Origin of the sequence: Microcoleus sp. AT9b-C3 (assembly GCF_036705485.1) — a bacterium.
Classification (GTDB): domain Bacteria; phylum Cyanobacteriota; class Cyanobacteriia; order Cyanobacteriales; family Microcoleaceae; genus Microcoleus.
In genome coordinates this window covers 35,999-51,023 of sequence record NZ_JAUBUR010000003.1, presented here as the reverse complement: position 1 = coordinate 51,023, position 15,025 = coordinate 35,999, and the positions used below count along the sequence as shown (strand labels likewise).

Genomic DNA, 15,025 nt, shown 5'->3' with positions numbered 1-15,025 from the left:
AATCTCAAATCTAAAATCCTGACTTAACAATTTTAGATTAGTGAAATTATGCTAAAAAATACATTCCGAAAGTGGTGGGATCTGCGACTGCAAATTGCTCTTTTAGGTTTAGCTGTAACTGCAGCTTGGGGAGTTCGACAAACACAAGGTGCGGCAGTATTTGAAGTTTACAACTGGGTTACTCGTCCGTTTCACGCCAACGGCTCAGGACAAGAGGAACTCATCTCGGCGCGCACTCAAGAATTGCAAGCGCAGCTATTAGAATCAGAGACACAAAATCAGAAGCTAAAAGAGCTTTTAGGTTACGTTTCTGCTAAGAAACCTAAAGGGATTGTAGCTCCTATTGTTGGTCGCAGCGCCGACCACTGGTGGCAGCAAGTAACCTTGGGGCGCGGCAGTAACGATGGCATTAAAACAGATTTTACTGTGATGAGTCCCGGCGGTTTAGTAGGCAGAGTAGTCAGCGTTACTCCTAATACTAGCTTGGTGCTGTTAGTCAGCGACGCTACGAGTCAATTGGGTGTGGGAATTACCCGCAGTCGTAACATGGGTTTTATGCGCGGGAAAGGCGGAAATCAGGCTGTGATGGAGTTTTTTGAGAATGTTCCCAATGTCAAGCCTGGGGATGTGGTTTCAACTTCTTCTTACAGTCAGTTGTTCCCTCCTGGTTTGCCGGTGGGAAAAGTGGTTTCGGTGGATATGAATAAAACTCCGGCTCCAGAAGCTGTTGTTGAGTTCTCTGCACCGATGAGTGCTCTGGAATGGGCGGTGGTTTACCCCCATTCTAAGCAAGTCGAACCAAAGGATTCGTTGAGTCAATCCTCTGCACCATCTGAGGGAGCACAGCAACAATGAAAGCTTTATCTCGGATGTCTTCGCCGCGATCGCGCCAATTTCTCAACTTCGCAGTTACATTTCTATCTGTGATGCTGTGCATACTGATATTGCCCACTCGGATGCCGGGAATGGAATTGTTGGGAATTGGGCCGAACTGGCTGTTAATTTGGTTGGTAGCTTGGAGTATTAAGCGGAAACGTACAGTTTGGGGAGCTGCTAGCATGGGCTTGGTTTTGGGGTTTCTTCAAGATGCGATGACGGCTCCTCATCCCTCCCATGCTGTAAGTCTAGTTGTTGTAGGAGTCTTAACAGTTGTTTTGCAGAAAACTTGGTCGATTCCGGTAGATATTGTTGAGAGAGATCCGATCCCGATCGCGTTAATTGTATTTGGGATGGCGGTGGTAGCGGAAACGGTGATGGGGCTGCAATTTTTTTCTATGGGCGATCGGGCTTTACTGGAAATTTGGAGCTATCACCAGCGAGTGGCTTTGTGTTCTGCTATTCTTAGCAGTCTGTGGGCTCCGGTGATATATTTTCCCCTCAATCGCTTGTGGGAAATGACCAGGACTTTAGAAAAGTCTTAGTCAGTCATTAGTCATTAGTAATTAGTCAACAGTTAACTGTTAACTAATTACTGTTAACTGTAGTCATTCTACTATTACTTGTTGGGCCGAACCTAATAAGTGATGAACGGCAATAATCAAGTCGCTGAGAATGAAATTAGGCTGGTGCTTTTGCAGTTGATAGCGGCTGCGAATTCCGCAGGTAACGGCAATTGTAGGTATTCCCAAGGCTTTTCCTGCGAGGATGTCTGCTTCTGTATCTCCGATCATCCAAGCCGAACCCAGCGATGACTCAAATTCTTCTGCCACTTGGGCCAACAATTCAGTTTTTAAGGCTGTATAGTTGTGATAGGCGGCATCCGCCATCTGAGTTCCGCGAATGCTGGTAAACAGTCTGGCTAAACCGTAATTTTGTAACAGTTGAACGGCTTGATTTCTCGGCCGCAGGGTGACTAAAATCAGTCGCACGCCGCGGGAGTGCAGAAGTCCGATCGCCCATTGCACTCCCGGCTGGATGCGATCTAAGTGCAACAAGTCTGGTTGATTGACAAGCTGACTGACGCATCCGAGAAAAACGTGAATTTCTTCTCCCGACAAGCCGGAACTTTTGGCGATTTCAGCATCGGGCACTCGGTTTTGTTTCATTTGCCAAAACTGCTGTTTGCTGAGGATTTGGAGGTTGAGGTTGATTCCCCTAGCAAGATAAGCTGCTTGAGTATCGGCCAATCCCTGTTGATAGGTGGCATAGTAGCGATCGGACACATCGACTATGGGCCCGTCTAAATCGCAAAATACCGTCATCCGGGGGGATGAGTCAGTCTGTGATGGTAGTTTGTACTGAAGGTTTTCGGAGTCTTGGGCGACAGCAGTTAACATAAAACGTTAAGTAAATAAGTAAATCAAGGGAGCTATACATTTCTTGACTGTAGCAAAAAATGTATAAGTTATAATACATAAATTTTAATGTTGTCATTAAAAAAACCTATTAAAATTTTGAGGATGGGGTTCAATAAAGGCGATCGAGCAAGCCTGCGGGTCGATAAAATTCAGGGAAAAAGTGATTTTTGTGGCTGTTAATATGTGCTTTAGCCATTAAAGTTTAGAATTGAGTTTTTAGTCTTTTGTAATTTACCCATGCTCAAACAAAGCGATTTTGTTAGGAATTCGGACACTAATCGAGTAGAGGTGCTGTCCGAAGCACTGCCTTACATTCAACACTTTGCCGGTCGCACCATAGTGGTCAAATATGGCGGTGCGGCGATGAAAGATAGCAATCTCAAAGACAAGGTGGTTCGAGATATTGTGCTGCTAGCTTGCGTGGGAATGCGTCCGGTTGTGGTTCACGGCGGCGGCCCGGAAATTAATATCTGGCTGGAAAAACTGGGAATTGAGCCGCAATTCAAGGATGGTTTGAGAGTGACTGATGCGGCGACAATGGAAGTTGTAGAAATGGTTTTGGTGGGGAAAGTAAATAAGGAAATTGTTTCCTTAATCAACCAAGCTGGCGGCAAAGCAGTGGGATTGTGTGGCAAGGATGCCAATCTGATTCAAGCTCGTCCAGATGGCCGCGAGGGAATTGGGTTTGTGGGTGAAGTCAGCGGCGTGAAAATCCAGATTTTGGAGTCTTTGGTGAACAGCGGTTATATTCCGGTGGTGTCGAGCGTGGCAGCGGATGAAAAAGGTCAATCTTACAACATTAATGCTGACACGGTGGCTGGGGAAATTGCGGCTGGTTTGGGAGCGGAAAAGTTGATTTTGATGACAGATACTGCGGGAATTTTGGAGGATTATCACAAGCCAGAGAGTCTGATTGCTAAGTTAGATATTCAGGAAGCGAGACAGTTGGTTGAGTCGGGAGTTGTGTCTGGGGGAATGATTCCGAAGGTTAATTGTTGTGTGCGGAGTTTGGCTCAGGGTGTGAATGGTGCTCACATTATTGACGGTCGAATTCCTCATGCTTTGCTGCAAGAAATATTTACGGATGCGGGGATTGGGTCTATGATTGTGGCTTCTGAGTTTAGCAGCGCGAACTTAAGGCCTAAGTAAGGCGTAAATCCTAGCGTGGGGAGGGCGGGTGCGTGAAATGGGTAAACTCGCTGCGATCGCGTATATCCTAACTAAACCTGCCCTTACAAACCTTAAGAGGCTACTTCGGGGAAATGACTTCAACTAATTCTAACCGTTGTTAGATTTCAGCTTTTGTTAAACTATGATCGAACACTTTAGAGTTTTGGATTCGGTTGCGATTCTCAAGCCTATTTCAAATACGCGATTAGCGCTAGTGGAACCAGAATACGCATCTATTTCTAGTTTACCAGTTGGACTTGTGGGAACTATTGTTGAAGTGTATGATACGGGAAAGGAATCTCAGTATTTAGTGGAATTTGCTGATAGTCAAGGGAGTGAATATGCTATGGCTATGTTGAAAGCCGATGAAATTTTAGTTCTGCAATATGAACTTGCATTTGCTTAGTTATGTGAGGAGAATCGAAGTTCGATAAGGGCGATCGCACTTTCGGAAGAAAAGGGCGATCGTACTTTCGGAAAAAGAACAATTGCGCTAAACTCAAGACATTATGAAACTGCTTTGAGGTATTGCGTGACAGGCTTCAAATCAATGTCATCGTTGGAAGTCAGTATTTTGAATAAATGACGCGGGATGCCGGCTGCAATCAAAACTTCCAAATCGCGATCGAGCTTTGACCAGTCCTCGTAGATGCCGACACTGAAAGTAGCATCGCACTTTGGGACAATAAGAGCGATCGTACTTTCTCTAACTTTACTTAACTGGCTTCCAACTATTGAGAGATTCCCGAATCGAACTTAATTGACTGAGGTACTCAATAAGCTTTGCTTTTTGATACTCAAGACGAGCCAAAATTTCCGGCGCTTCTGCTTCTTTCGTTTCCCGTTCCTTCAAAACGCGATCGAAGTCATTTTGAAACCTTTTGATGTAATCATTGATTTGCTTTTCGGCACTTCTAAAATCAGCAGAAATTTGTTTATCAATAACTCGCTCTAGAAGTTGTCGGTTTCTAGATATCTGCTCATCTATTTTCCGATTTACTGACTCTAATGTCTGTCGTAAATCCACATCAAAAAAATTCCGACTTTCCGTAACATCAACATCAGCATAATAGACTTCATCAGAGTTACAGCAACGACTTTTTCTACTTTTTTCTTCCCTTCTATTTCCTACAACCACTGCTAATTGTACATCTTTAATCCGTGCATCAATTCCGGGAAAATCAAAGCTAGGAAACTGAATCGGGTTGATGTTCAGTTTCACTTCTAAAGCATCACCAAGATAATTAGATAATTCATCTGATATTTGTTGGATATCTTCCTGAATTCTTCTTGCCAACTCTTCGCGAATCTTTGTCCCATCTCGAACTAATTCATCCTGAGTATCTATCCACCAATTCTGAATATGTGGCGCGCAAAAATTATTAATTGTTTTAACAATCTTTTCAGCTTCAGCCTTAGTTTTACACCGGATAATGTACGGGTCTAATTTTTCACTTTTAACAGCCTGTTCATATTCAGAACTATTGAAAGTGTCAGGCACAGATTCACTCAGCTTATCCCACAAAGATACAGTTAAATTGAATGCTTGGCCTAAGCCCTTACCAAAACCAGGGACAAATCCTAATAGTGCTTCTCCAATTTCTCCCACCATTTGTCCTAAGCCACTATTGTCAGATTTCGGCGCTGGTAATTTACGAGTCAGTTGAGTTTTTTTTGGCTTTGGAGATTTGGCTGAACCAGACTCGGCAATTTTATCTATCTCACTAGCTATCTTATCTTTAGCTCCATCGGCAAATCCATTAATACCTTGACTAAATCCTTGAATTAGTATTTGCTTTTGTACATCCACGGCTGTTTTTACTAATTCAACTCGGCTCCTCGCATTTTCTGAGCGTTTCCTGTACTCTTCTACTTTTTGTTTGAGGGATTCAATCCCCATTTCCCAACCTTTAATTTCTGTATTCAGAGTATCCTCAATCGCCTTAGCAGCTTTATCAAGTTCTGCCACAACCTCACTCAATAGATTCCAGCCTGAATTTTGCGTAATCCTTTGAATGACTGTTTCTTGAATGCTCGGAATACCGCTATCTTGCAAAGCTCTTGGTGCAATCTCTTCAGGTAAAGGAATTACTCTCCTACCTTTTTCATCTCTCTCAGCATATTTGGCACTAAAGAAATCCTCAAAATCTTTTATCTCCTTTTCAGTTGCTTTTCCTTGCTGAATCAGTTTCGCTAGAAGCCCTTGTCGAGAACTAGCAGGGTAAATAACTGGATTGCAAAAGCCAAAGCCAACTAACTCTCGCTCTAAATCTTTAATGACATCAGCAATTTCTTTGTCTCTCTCTGTTTTTTGGTCAACTTTATTCAAAATAAAGTAAATTTTTCCCGTATTCTCAGCTATAAAATCTTTACGATTTTCAACAACATCCTTAAACAAATCAGCAACTGCATTATCTTTGTAGGAAGCGTAGTTTAAAATAAACAGAATTGCATTGCAGGTTCGCAGTGCTTCTAATGCTGTCTGCTTCAGTTCATTTATGTTGAAGTTTGCCGACTCCCACTCATTAGGGCCGGGAGTATCAACTAGGGTAAAGCCTGTGAGAGAAGATAATTGGCTAATTGCTTCAATCGGATGCTCTATCTCAAAGCGTGTAGTGTTATCAGGATTGCCTTTTTCTCGGATTTCACGGGTACGCAGCAGGAATTTTTGCTGAATTTCGCCAGCGTCACCCTCAACAAGAATGACGGGTTTTCTTTCTCCTTCTCGATACTCTAAAAGTTTAGGAGTTTCGCCCGGTTTAATGTGTCGGACATCTGTACGGCAGATGGTACAGGCGGCCGTTTCACTCGCCAGCACATCAGCACCGATGACTGAATTCAAAAAGGTGCTTTTGCCAGCTTTCATTGCTGCTATGACGGCTACTTGATACTTCTGATCTTGCAAAGCCTTTAAAGCTTTGTTAATTTCATCTTCAATGCTTTGTAGCCCTTGACTTTCATCTCCCTGAATGTGGAGTCCGTCACGGAATTCTTTGAGATATTGTAATAGGAAAGTGCCTGTACTGTCAATGCTGGTGTATGCTGCTTGAAATTCTTGAGAAGACATAAATTAATAATGCTGAATAAAAAAAATGACACAAAGATAATTGCCTGACCATTTCAGTCGGTTTTAACCGACTTTAGTTATTAGCCAGGGACTTAAGTCCCTGGCGTGAGTCAAGCTTTAATCAGAAAAAGCCTTGCTGATCCCGTAAAATGCCAAACCTGCCAACGCACCTACGGCTACACCAACGGGCCCAGCAGCAGCACCAATACCCGCACCTCCCCCAACGGCACCCACTGCCGTCAAGCCTGTAGCAGCTACCACACCAGCACCCACAGCACCACCCGCAGCAGCGGAACCTGCAGCTTTCGCTATTTCATCACCTTTAGCCATTGAAATACCTCTGTGTAAGGAACAAAAACTAACTGTTTGACTAACGAAAGTTAATTAAACAGGCAAAATTGGAAAGATCGCGATCGCACTTTCCCGTTTTTCTAAGTATTTGCACTTAGATAATGAGTCGGTAATTTAATACTAGACTACCTATTGTTAGCAAACAACTAACAAACGCTAGCAATTTCGGTTATGCTATTGTTAGCCACATCTCACCACACCCGACAATGGCATCAAAAGAAGACTTATTTGCCGAAGCCGCCAAACACTGGGATTTAGAAAGGCTGTACCAAGCTTTTGCAGAAGCTAAACGGCAAATCTCTCCTCGATCGCGCCGAGGACTAACAGAAACAGAAAAACTCTACCTCCGAGGATTGCTTTCCGGTTGCAGTCCCGCCGAAATCGCCCGCCAACTGTTTCAGAGTTCCAAAAGTGCAGAGGTTTATTTATGTAAAACTTTATACCAATATGTTAAAAAACTCGCAGATGTACCTAACGAACCTGTAGGAAATTGGCGCAATATTTGCGATCGGCTACAGGAAGCAGGATTTAAAACTCAGTCTTCTGCTGAATTTAAAGTAAATAATTCTGTACCTACAGAAGCATTAGTAAAAATAGTTAATATAGGTTTTAAAGAAAGTACAGTATCAATTGATATTAACATTCGACTAGAATTCCCCTCAACTTCAGAAGCTCCGAAAACAGAAGATTTGGATAAAAACGGTTAGATGGGCGATCGCACTTGGGGACAGAAAGGTATCTCGCCCCTCCACTGAGAGGCAAAAATGTTAATAATCTTATAGCTGATAATTTGAGAAGGAACTTTTTGATAAAATATCAAAATTAAAACGACCTCACCCGCTTCGATTTTACCTAAAACAATCAAATTAGTCAAATTTATGCCTCGATTAAGTATCAGATCGAACAACAAAGCTCTGGGCTTTGTGCTGGGTTTATTAATTTTTGTCATTTTCATTCCCGGATGTTGGGCTTTAACAACTAATATTGCTCCCACAGCAGCACGCCAAGTAGATAACAAAGTAGCTGTGCAGGCAGATGTAAAAAATACATCAAATTCTCGATCTTCTTTAGGAGTTGGGCTTAGTGGTATTGCTGACTACTCAACACAATTACCCTTTTTAGATGCTTTCAAATCTTCTAGAAGATGGATAACTCAATGCGTCAGCGGACAACCAAACTGTAAAGGTGAATGGGATACAGAGGAGTATAATCTTTTAAATCTTGATGAAAGTGGGTGGGTGAAGTCTCTCCCCTCGCCCGAAGATGCTCCTAAATATACTAGGGTAAGTACCCTATTACTTAGGGAAATCCCCAATCGCTATCCTTCAGGGCAATATATTGTTACTTATGAAGGTGAAGGTGCGATCGAATATAAATTTGATGCCAAAAAAGATGAGGCTGCGTCGAAACCCGGAAGGGATATCATTAATGTGGATGCCACACAAGGCGGAGGAATAATGATTACAATTACTGCTACCGATCCCAAGAAAACAGGGAACTATATCCGCAATATTAAAGTTGTTCGCTCCCAAGATGAACAGCTTTATCAAAGTGGCGAAATATTTAATCCGCTGTTTATAGACAAGATTAAAAAATTTAGAGTCTTGCGTTTTATGGACTGGATGGGGACAAATGGTTCTGAACAAAAAGAATGGTCAAACCGACCTAAACCAGAGAGTGTATCCTATTCTTACCGAGGAAATGTTCCCATAGAAGTTATGGTGGATTTATCTAACAAAGTCCAAGAAGAACCCTGGTTTAATATGCCGCATCAGGCTACGGATGAATATATGACTAACTTTGCTAAAATGGTAAAAGATAGTTTAGATCCAAAGCTGAAAGTTTATGTAGAGTATTCTAATGAGGTTTGGAATTGGTCATTTCCACAGTCGCATTATGCTTTGAAACAAGGTAAAGCTAAGTGGGGAGATAAAGGCGATGCTTTTATGCAATGGCATGGAATGCGTAGTGCTCAAATGTGCGATATCTGGAAAGGCGTCTTTGGGGAGCAAAAGAATCGAGTTGTTTGCGTGTTAGGAACTCAAAGAGCTTGGAGAGAGTTAGGAAATTATGCTTTAGATTGTCCCTATTGGGTAGCTGAGGGCAATAAACCTTGTTATCAACACGGCATAGATGCCTATGCTATAGCGGGATATTTTAGCGGCAACTTGGGCGGGAAAGAAAGTGCCAGCAAAGTAGAATCTTGGTTGAATGACGCAGATGGCGGATTTGGCAAAGCTTTTAAGCAATTAAGAGAGGGCGGGTTACTTCCTGGCTTCAAAGATAGTTTGCCCGATGTTGATAATGACTTTAGGTATTACTTAGATGTGGCTCAAAAAAAAGGTCTCAAGTTATTTGTTTACGAGGGCGGTCAACATATTGTAGGTAGTGAAGGAGTTGAGAATAACGAAAAACTGACCAAGTTTTTTATGGAATTAAATAGGCGTCCAGAAATGTATGATATGTACACCCAATTACTGAATAGTTGGAAACAAGCTGGAGGCAGTCTTTTTATGCACTTTGTGGATGTGGGTTCATTTAGTAAGTGGGGAAGCTGGGGGGCTTTGGAGTATGTGGAACAAAAGGGTTCGCCTAAGTATGATGCTTTGATGGATTTTCTTGATAAGAATCCTTGCTGGTGGGATGGGTGTGCTGTGGAGGGATGATGAGGAATTGGGTGCAATCAAGAATCGTTCGATCGCACTTCCTCAAAATCTTCCGCATCCCCCGGCAAACCTGAACCCTCGCTACTCCTCAACCGTGGCGATTCCCCATTACTCGTACCGGCACCGTAAACCCCAGAATACCTATCCTCCAAACTCGAATCCCTCAGCGAAAGCGCACTTCTTTGACTCGGCGACAATCTCTCTGTTGACCGGCGATTTGTCCCAGAAATCGACGGCTTGCGAGTTAAAGTTTTCCAAGCAGCCTTAATCCCAGTCACCACGCTGCGAGTAGTTACCTGCACGTTTTGCGCCTGCTTTTTGGCGCTACCAATACTTCGATCGACCTGTTTGACAACCTCGCCCGCACTTTGCACTCCCTCGCTGACATCATCCGTCAACTCGCTAATTTCCAGCCCCGTCAACCGAATCGCCTCCAAAGTGGGCGGAAATTCGCGAGAAAGCGTGTCAGCGAGCTTTTCCACGCTGCGGGCAGCCCGTGCCAGCGCTTGCACCGCAGGTATTAAAGTCACTAAAACAGCAGTCAGGCTAACTGCCACTAGCAAAATCGAAAGTCCTAGCCAAAATATGGGATCACTCACTGGAATCTGGGATTGGGGGTTGAGAATTTCATGCCATTTAGCGGATGGGAGGGCGCGACGGGGGACTCACTTCAGCTTCAGCTTCCGACAGGGTTTGGCGTTCCCGCTGAGTCGCTTCCAAACCTGCCGCGATCGCTTCTTTGAGTCTAATCAAAGTTTCGTCCCAATTTCGGATGGCAGTTTCAGAAAGTCGATCTGCCTGCAACTGCACGCTAGTCGATAAATCTTCCGCCAACTCCGGCAAAGCATCGGCTGATTTTTTCAATATCTGCCGCGTCTCCTTGCCCGGTCGCGGTGCTATAAGCAAGCCAGTCACGGCCCCGATCGCAGAACCCACAAGCAAACCGCCAATAAATAATCCTGAACGTTTAGTTGACATTTTTATAACTTCTCTCCATACACCAATTTTAGGCACGTTTGCCCGATCGCAGCCGTTTACAAAGGTAGAAATATTGTTGAAAATCCTACGGAGTCAGCACGGGCGGCAATTTTAGGATAGCTTACCTCAAACGTCGATCGCGCCTGGACCAAAGCATCCGTCCCAAACCCAGCAATCCCAAAAGTTGCTGAACCTGTTGCAGTTGCAATTCCAGTTGTTGATAGCGCCGTCGCAGTTGGCGGGTACCTTGCTGCCTTTTACCAAGGAAATCCGGCGACATACTGAGGACATTGCTGCTACAGCGTTCGATTGCTGCGATCCGAATTTCCAAACGTGCGATCGTCCGCCTAATTTTCCACACTTTCGCAGCGATATAAAAACAGACAAGAGATATCATTAAATTGATAATTACCACACCAGCCAGCATTATTTTACCTGCTTTCAACTAATCCCTTTGACCATCTCAATAACCTTTCAGTCGTCTTCAGACGACTGAAGCTTTGAGGCAGGGGTTTAAACCCCTGCCGGACTGCGGGACTATTGCAACAGCCCCAAAATACCCCTTGTAAAAGTTTTAAGCCTGAGACATAGCAGGCAAACAAACCTTAGTACCGCCCAAACCGCAATAACCATTCGGGTTTTTAGCAAGATACTGCTGATGATAGCTTTCTGCGTAATAAAACTCAGGAGCATCAATAATTTCAGTCGTAATCTTGCCGTAACCTGCCGCAGTCAAAGCCTGCTGGTAAGCATCTCGCGAAGCTTCAGCTAACTGCATTTGGGTAGCTGAATACGTGTAAATTCCCGATCGGTATTGAGTACCAGAATCATTGCCCTGACGCATTCCTTGAGTAGGATTGTGACTTTCCCAAAAAACTTTTAGCAGCGTTTCGTAACTAATTACTTTGGGATCGAACACAACCAGAACTACTTCATTATGTCCCGTCATCCCGCTGCAAACTTCGTTGTAACTAGGATTCGGAGTAATCCCGGCCGCGTAGCCAACAGCCGTCGAAAAAACTCCATTTTGTTGCCAAAATTTGCGTTCTGCTCCCCAAAAACAGCCCAGGCCAAACAAGGCAGTCTCCATGCCGTTTGGAAAGGGAGGTTTGAGCGGATTGCCGTTAACAAAGTGAGTTGCCGGTACCGACATCGACTCTGCCCGCCCCGGCAAGGCCTCTTGGGGAGAGGGCAGGCTCGACTTTTTGCCAAATCCAAATAGCACCATAAGTTTGTGAGGGGATCTCTGATAAACGTCTTTACCTTACTTAATAATATCAGATGTATACTGAAAGTAGTGGCCCTCTTAAAGGTAGAAGGTAAAAACCAGAAGGCCGATTTTTTTTACGGAAGGTTTTTGGTGATACTGCTCACTGCCAACGCAGTTTTAAATCACATTAGGTAGTGCTCTATGTCACCAAAATACACCTAAAATATCACCTATTGTTGAGTTGTAAATCACGCGGATTTTAGGAAAAATAGCCGATTATTAAAGGTATGGTGTTGTAGTAGTTATTCAATACCATTTATTGGGAGTGTGTAGAAATGGGCGCTAAACCTTGCAGTCAACCTTTAAAATCTAATCCGTTTATTACTTATCGCGACCCAATTACAGGCAAGTGGATTGTGGTAAATCAGACTTTGCCCAAAGCAGCAGAACAAGCACAGCTAGCAACAGCTTGAGTTTTCCTATTGATTTTTGACATAAAAATTAACCATTCTTTCAACCTTCAGGACTTACGCAAAAAGTTATTGGACGCGCTACTTATATTCGTAAGGTGCTTACGTTGCACATACCTAAGCACCTTACTTTGAAACATTTCTCATCTCTTTTTGCAGTTCCAAATACCGATAGAGATATTCCGAAACTATCCCGTGCAAAAACAAGTCGCGTGCCGTATTAAACGGACTGTTTGGGCCTAGCGGATGGCGATTGAGAATTACATGATTCCAGTCGCTATTTCCGGTAATCTTGCTGACGTAAGCCAAATCCTTGCTAACTCCCGCAACAAATAAGCTTGGGGAGCATCTCAATGAAAGCAGCCAAGCCCAAAATTGGAGTTAGGAGTCAGGAGTCAGGAGCCAGGAGAAAAGAGGAATAAGGAAGGAGCCAGAAGAAGTGTTTTTACAAATATGAGATGCTCCCTAAGCTTGCGGAGAGTTGGAGTTTTCCGGTTTAACGCTTTCGAGAGGCGAAGCTTCGGGAACATCAAGAAAATTAGAAATTTGAGAACTCATAGGCTTATGGGTATTTTCCGCAGCAGTTAACCTCATGTATGCTGTTGTAAAACGGGCGCTTTCTGGCACGAAACAAAATATTTTCTGTCCCGGCTGCAACGTGCCATAATTAAACAATTCCTCTAACATTAAATAAATCGCGGCACAGCCTGTATTTCCCCGACTTGTATAAGTTAGTAAACCATTTTTATTCAGGAATCATGCAGCCAGCTTGTTCCAGAAGTTCTACAATTTGCCCCCGGAAAAAGTGAGACGAATAGTGACCCAGCAGCCAGTCGATTGCCTGCGGACAAACTCTCCCGGCTTTAATGAACCGCAGCCAACCTTCAACACCTAATTTCCTTACATTGTCCAGCAATCGAATATTTTGCCGCAAGTCAAAAGCTCCCGCTGTGGCTGCATCGAGATAGGAGGAATAATCCAACCAGCTTTTAGTTGATGTTTCGTTTGCTCATCCTGAATACATACAAACAGGATAAGCATTGGCGTGAGAAACGAGTTCAATCCATTCTATTTTTAAGAGGATTTCTGTCGTGTTAGGAGGGTTTTGGAGCAAGAAGGCTCCGGCACTTTTGGAGAGCATCCAGCGCACTAATTCTGTATCGAAAGGCAGGGTTTTTCACGCTTGCACTGAAGTCTCTGCTTCTAATTTGGTGTTTTTGAACAGGCGCGAGGGAAATTCGGAAGCGACGGCAATGGCGGTTTTTTTTTTGGAGTTCGATTTGAGAGGCGGCGTAATTTAAAGCACTAACTCCGACACAGCAAACTCCTTGAGTTGACACTATTTCTAGGGGAGATAATTCGGAAAGTTCCCCGTGTACTGTGCTGGCAAATCCCGGTACTAATAAGTCTGGTAAAGTGGTAGCGCAGGCCAATAAGTCGATCGCCCCTGGTTCCAAATTTGACTGAAAAATCGCATCACGCACGGCAAACGCTGCCATTTGGCTGTTATAATATACTGTTTGCTGCTAAAGTTGCTAATTTACTCTGGTTCGTTCGTTTGTTAAATCAAGCCAGAAAATATCTAAAATTGATGGTGCTTTGTGAAGCAGTGAACTTGCAAGGAGAAACCAGCTATCTTGTAGAGTCGCCGGAAATCAGGCAAGTTGAGCAACAGCGGCAACAAGTAACCTGAAGCGGGGTGAAGTTTTATGTAATTGAGCCAATATGTAACTAGAGTTCCTTCGCAGCTTCCCGACTGAAATGGATATTGCAAAACTAGATACTTGGTATTCTCCTTCTCAACGCCGCACGGCTGTTTCGCTGTTGATGAAACGAGTAGGCGTAACTCGCACGAGGGCTGAATGCTTTATCAGGCTTTGGGTTTACTTATCGGTGAAACAGCTTCAGGAAAGCCAGCCCCGTCTCAAACCACCGCTGGCGAAACTGGAAGTGCCAGCAACAGAAGTGCAGTGCACTCACCGGGAAGCCGCCGAACTATTTTACTGCGATTCCGATCGCGGGAGCGATCGCGCCGCCGGAATGATGTTAGATAAATTAGCAGCACTCGGATTAATCGCAAAACACTTTGATGGTAACGCTACGGCAATTCAAATTCAACCTGTTTCAGAAATTTTAGATACCGCCGAACCTCAAAAGCCTGTACAACTCCAATTAGATAATTTTGACCCCCGGTGCGACGCGATTCCCGTTGCCAATTTATTAGCCACCAATTACAACTGGATGAACCGAAACACTAACGCCGTTCCCCACAAAATTGCTAAAATACTCCGGATTTTTGCCAGTCAATACTCAAAGGGAATGCGAGTTTTGCGCCGCTCCGATAATCTCAATCCAGTCGGCTTTTACTTACTTTATCCCACAGATAGCGAATCTGAAGTAAATTTTTTTAATGCTCCTAGTAAAGGGCTTCATTTAAGTTCTATTTCCGATATCGATCCTTTCAAGATGGCGCTACCAGGAGATATAAATTGCCAGTCAGTATTTGTCCGCAGTTGGATGATCGATCCGCAGTATTTGTCAGAATACCGCATTGCTTTTCTCGAAGACGCACAAAAAGTTTTAGGCGAAATGCAAACAGATTTTCCCAATCTTTGCGACTTGTACACCCTGATGATTCACCCCATGTACGAAAAACAGTCGCTGGCTTTGGGATTTCAGAAGACTAGCAGTGATAGTCAATTATCTGTTTACTGGATGTATCTAGCATTGGATAGATTTTTGGCGTTGGATATCAAGAAAGCGTTGCTCAAACTGTAGGGTGCGCACTGCGCACCTTACCTGGATATCAAGAAAGC

General features: G+C 43.8%; 20 protein-coding genes. 8 read left to right on the top strand and 12 right to left on the bottom strand.

Features of this window, described 5'->3' with window-relative positions; all coding sequences use genetic code 11:
* Positions 1-48 precede the first annotated feature (48 nt).
* Both mreC and mreD read left to right on the top strand, forming a co-directional pair.
* The gene (mreC, locus tag QUB77_RS03680; protein ID WP_333170211.1) at positions 49-855 is read left to right on the top strand and encodes a rod shape-determining protein MreC; all 807 of its coding nucleotides are present in this window, start codon (positions 49-51) and stop codon (positions 853-855) included.
* A complete protein-coding gene (gene mreD / locus QUB77_RS03675) occupies positions 852-1,421 on the top strand; it encodes a rod shape-determining protein MreD (protein WP_333170212.1) in 570 nt (189 codons plus the stop codon). The genes mreC and mreD overlap by 4 nt, the downstream gene beginning before the upstream one ends.
* 63 nt (positions 1,422-1,484) lie before the next feature.
* Here mreD and QUB77_RS03670 read toward each other — a convergent pair whose 3' ends face one another.
* Positions 1,485-2,276 carry an HAD family hydrolase gene (locus tag QUB77_RS03670; RefSeq protein WP_333170213.1) on the bottom strand — a complete coding sequence of 264 codons (792 nt, stop codon included), beginning with the start codon at positions 2,274-2,276 and terminating at the stop codon, positions 1,485-1,487.
* Between the two features lie 258 nt (positions 2,277-2,534).
* On the opposite strand from QUB77_RS03670, the gene argB reads away from it, so the two are divergent.
* Both argB and QUB77_RS03660 read left to right on the top strand, forming a co-directional pair.
* Positions 2,535-3,446 carry an acetylglutamate kinase gene (gene argB, locus QUB77_RS03665; protein WP_190663671.1) on the top strand — a complete coding sequence of 304 codons (912 nt, stop codon included), beginning with the start codon at positions 2,535-2,537 and terminating at the stop codon, positions 3,444-3,446.
* Positions 3,447-3,609: 163 nt separating this feature from the next.
* Positions 3,610-3,873, top strand: a complete 264-nt coding sequence (locus QUB77_RS03660) for a DUF4926 domain-containing protein (RefSeq protein WP_333170214.1) — start codon at positions 3,610-3,612, stop codon at positions 3,871-3,873.
* Positions 3,874-4,179: 306 nt separating this feature from the next.
* On the opposite strand, the gene QUB77_RS03655 is transcribed toward QUB77_RS03660, so the two are convergent.
* A complete protein-coding gene (locus QUB77_RS03655) occupies positions 4,180-6,534 on the bottom strand; it encodes a dynamin family protein (RefSeq protein ID WP_333170215.1) in 2,355 nt (784 codons plus the stop codon).
* 117 nt (positions 6,535-6,651) lie between these two features.
* Positions 6,652-6,864, bottom strand: coding sequence for a hypothetical protein (locus tag QUB77_RS03650; RefSeq protein WP_190738034.1), 213 nt, complete (start codon positions 6,862-6,864; stop codon positions 6,652-6,654).
* A gap of 227 nt (positions 6,865-7,091) precedes the next feature.
* Here QUB77_RS03650 and QUB77_RS03645 point away from each other — a divergent pair, with 227 nt between their 5' ends.
* Entirely contained in the window at positions 7,092-7,592 is a 501-nt protein-coding gene (locus QUB77_RS03645) for a DNA-binding response regulator (protein ID WP_333170216.1), read from the top strand.
* Here QUB77_RS03645 and QUB77_RS03640 read toward each other — a convergent pair.
* Positions 7,589-7,759: a hypothetical protein gene (locus tag QUB77_RS03640; RefSeq protein ID WP_333170217.1), complete on the bottom strand. Its 171-nt coding sequence runs from the start codon at positions 7,757-7,759 to the stop codon at positions 7,589-7,591. The genes QUB77_RS03645 and QUB77_RS03640 overlap by 4 nt on opposite strands.
* A 4-nt stretch (positions 7,760-7,763) precedes the next feature.
* On the opposite strand from QUB77_RS03640, the gene QUB77_RS03635 reads away from it, so the two are divergent.
* Entirely contained in the window at positions 7,764-9,551 is a 1,788-nt protein-coding gene (locus QUB77_RS03635) for a cellulose-binding protein (RefSeq protein ID WP_333170218.1), read from the top strand.
* Positions 9,552-9,568: 17 nt separating this feature from the next.
* Here the strand turns inward: QUB77_RS03635 and QUB77_RS03630 are convergent, their stop codons facing one another.
* The 4 genes from QUB77_RS03630 to msrA all read right to left on the bottom strand — a co-directional run bounded on the left by QUB77_RS03630 (position 9,569) and on the right by msrA (position 11,757).
* A complete protein-coding gene (locus QUB77_RS03630; protein ID WP_333170219.1) occupies positions 9,569-10,150 on the bottom strand; it encodes a DUF948 domain-containing protein in 582 nt (193 codons plus the stop codon).
* A gap of 37 nt (positions 10,151-10,187) precedes the next feature.
* Positions 10,188-10,529 carry a YtxH domain-containing protein gene (locus QUB77_RS03625; protein ID WP_006632275.1) on the bottom strand — a complete coding sequence of 114 codons (342 nt, stop codon included), beginning with the start codon at positions 10,527-10,529 and terminating at the stop codon, positions 10,188-10,190.
* A 121-nt stretch (positions 10,530-10,650) separates the two neighbouring features.
* The gene (locus QUB77_RS03620; RefSeq protein ID WP_333170220.1) at positions 10,651-10,974 is read right to left on the bottom strand and encodes a hypothetical protein; all 324 of its coding nucleotides are present in this window, start codon (positions 10,972-10,974) and stop codon (positions 10,651-10,653) included.
* A gap of 129 nt (positions 10,975-11,103) precedes the next feature.
* Positions 11,104-11,757 carry a peptide-methionine (S)-S-oxide reductase MsrA gene (gene msrA / locus QUB77_RS03615; protein ID WP_333170221.1) on the bottom strand — a complete coding sequence of 218 codons (654 nt, stop codon included), beginning with the start codon at positions 11,755-11,757 and terminating at the stop codon, positions 11,104-11,106.
* A gap of 317 nt (positions 11,758-12,074) precedes the next feature.
* Between msrA and QUB77_RS03610 the strand changes: the two genes are divergently transcribed.
* The gene (locus QUB77_RS03610) at positions 12,075-12,212 is read left to right on the top strand and encodes a hypothetical protein (protein ID WP_333170222.1); all 138 of its coding nucleotides are present in this window, start codon (positions 12,075-12,077) and stop codon (positions 12,210-12,212) included.
* A gap of 123 nt (positions 12,213-12,335) precedes the next feature.
* On the opposite strand, the gene QUB77_RS03605 is transcribed toward QUB77_RS03610, so the two are convergent.
* The 4 genes from QUB77_RS03605 to QUB77_RS03590 form a co-directional block, all read right to left on the bottom strand.
* Entirely contained in the window at positions 12,336-12,563 is a 228-nt protein-coding gene (locus QUB77_RS03605; protein WP_333295844.1) for a DUF6999 family protein, read from the bottom strand.
* A gap of 111 nt (positions 12,564-12,674) precedes the next feature.
* Positions 12,675-12,896: a hypothetical protein gene (locus tag QUB77_RS03600; protein WP_333170223.1), complete on the bottom strand. Its 222-nt coding sequence runs from the start codon at positions 12,894-12,896 to the stop codon at positions 12,675-12,677.
* Positions 12,897-12,954: 58 nt separating this feature from the next.
* Positions 12,955-13,191 (bottom strand): hypothetical protein, encoded by a 237-nt coding sequence (locus QUB77_RS03595; RefSeq protein WP_333170224.1) that lies wholly within the window; start codon positions 13,189-13,191, stop codon positions 12,955-12,957.
* Between the two features lie 112 nt (positions 13,192-13,303).
* Complete coding sequence (locus QUB77_RS03590; protein ID WP_333170225.1) at positions 13,304-13,708, bottom strand: hypothetical protein; 405 nt, start codon at positions 13,706-13,708, stop codon at positions 13,304-13,306.
* Between the two features lie 262 nt (positions 13,709-13,970).
* Between QUB77_RS03590 and QUB77_RS03585 the strand changes: the two genes are divergently transcribed.
* Complete coding sequence (locus tag QUB77_RS03585) at positions 13,971-14,987, top strand: hypothetical protein (RefSeq protein WP_333170226.1); 1,017 nt, start codon at positions 13,971-13,973, stop codon at positions 14,985-14,987.
* Positions 14,988-15,025: the final 38 nt, after the last annotated feature.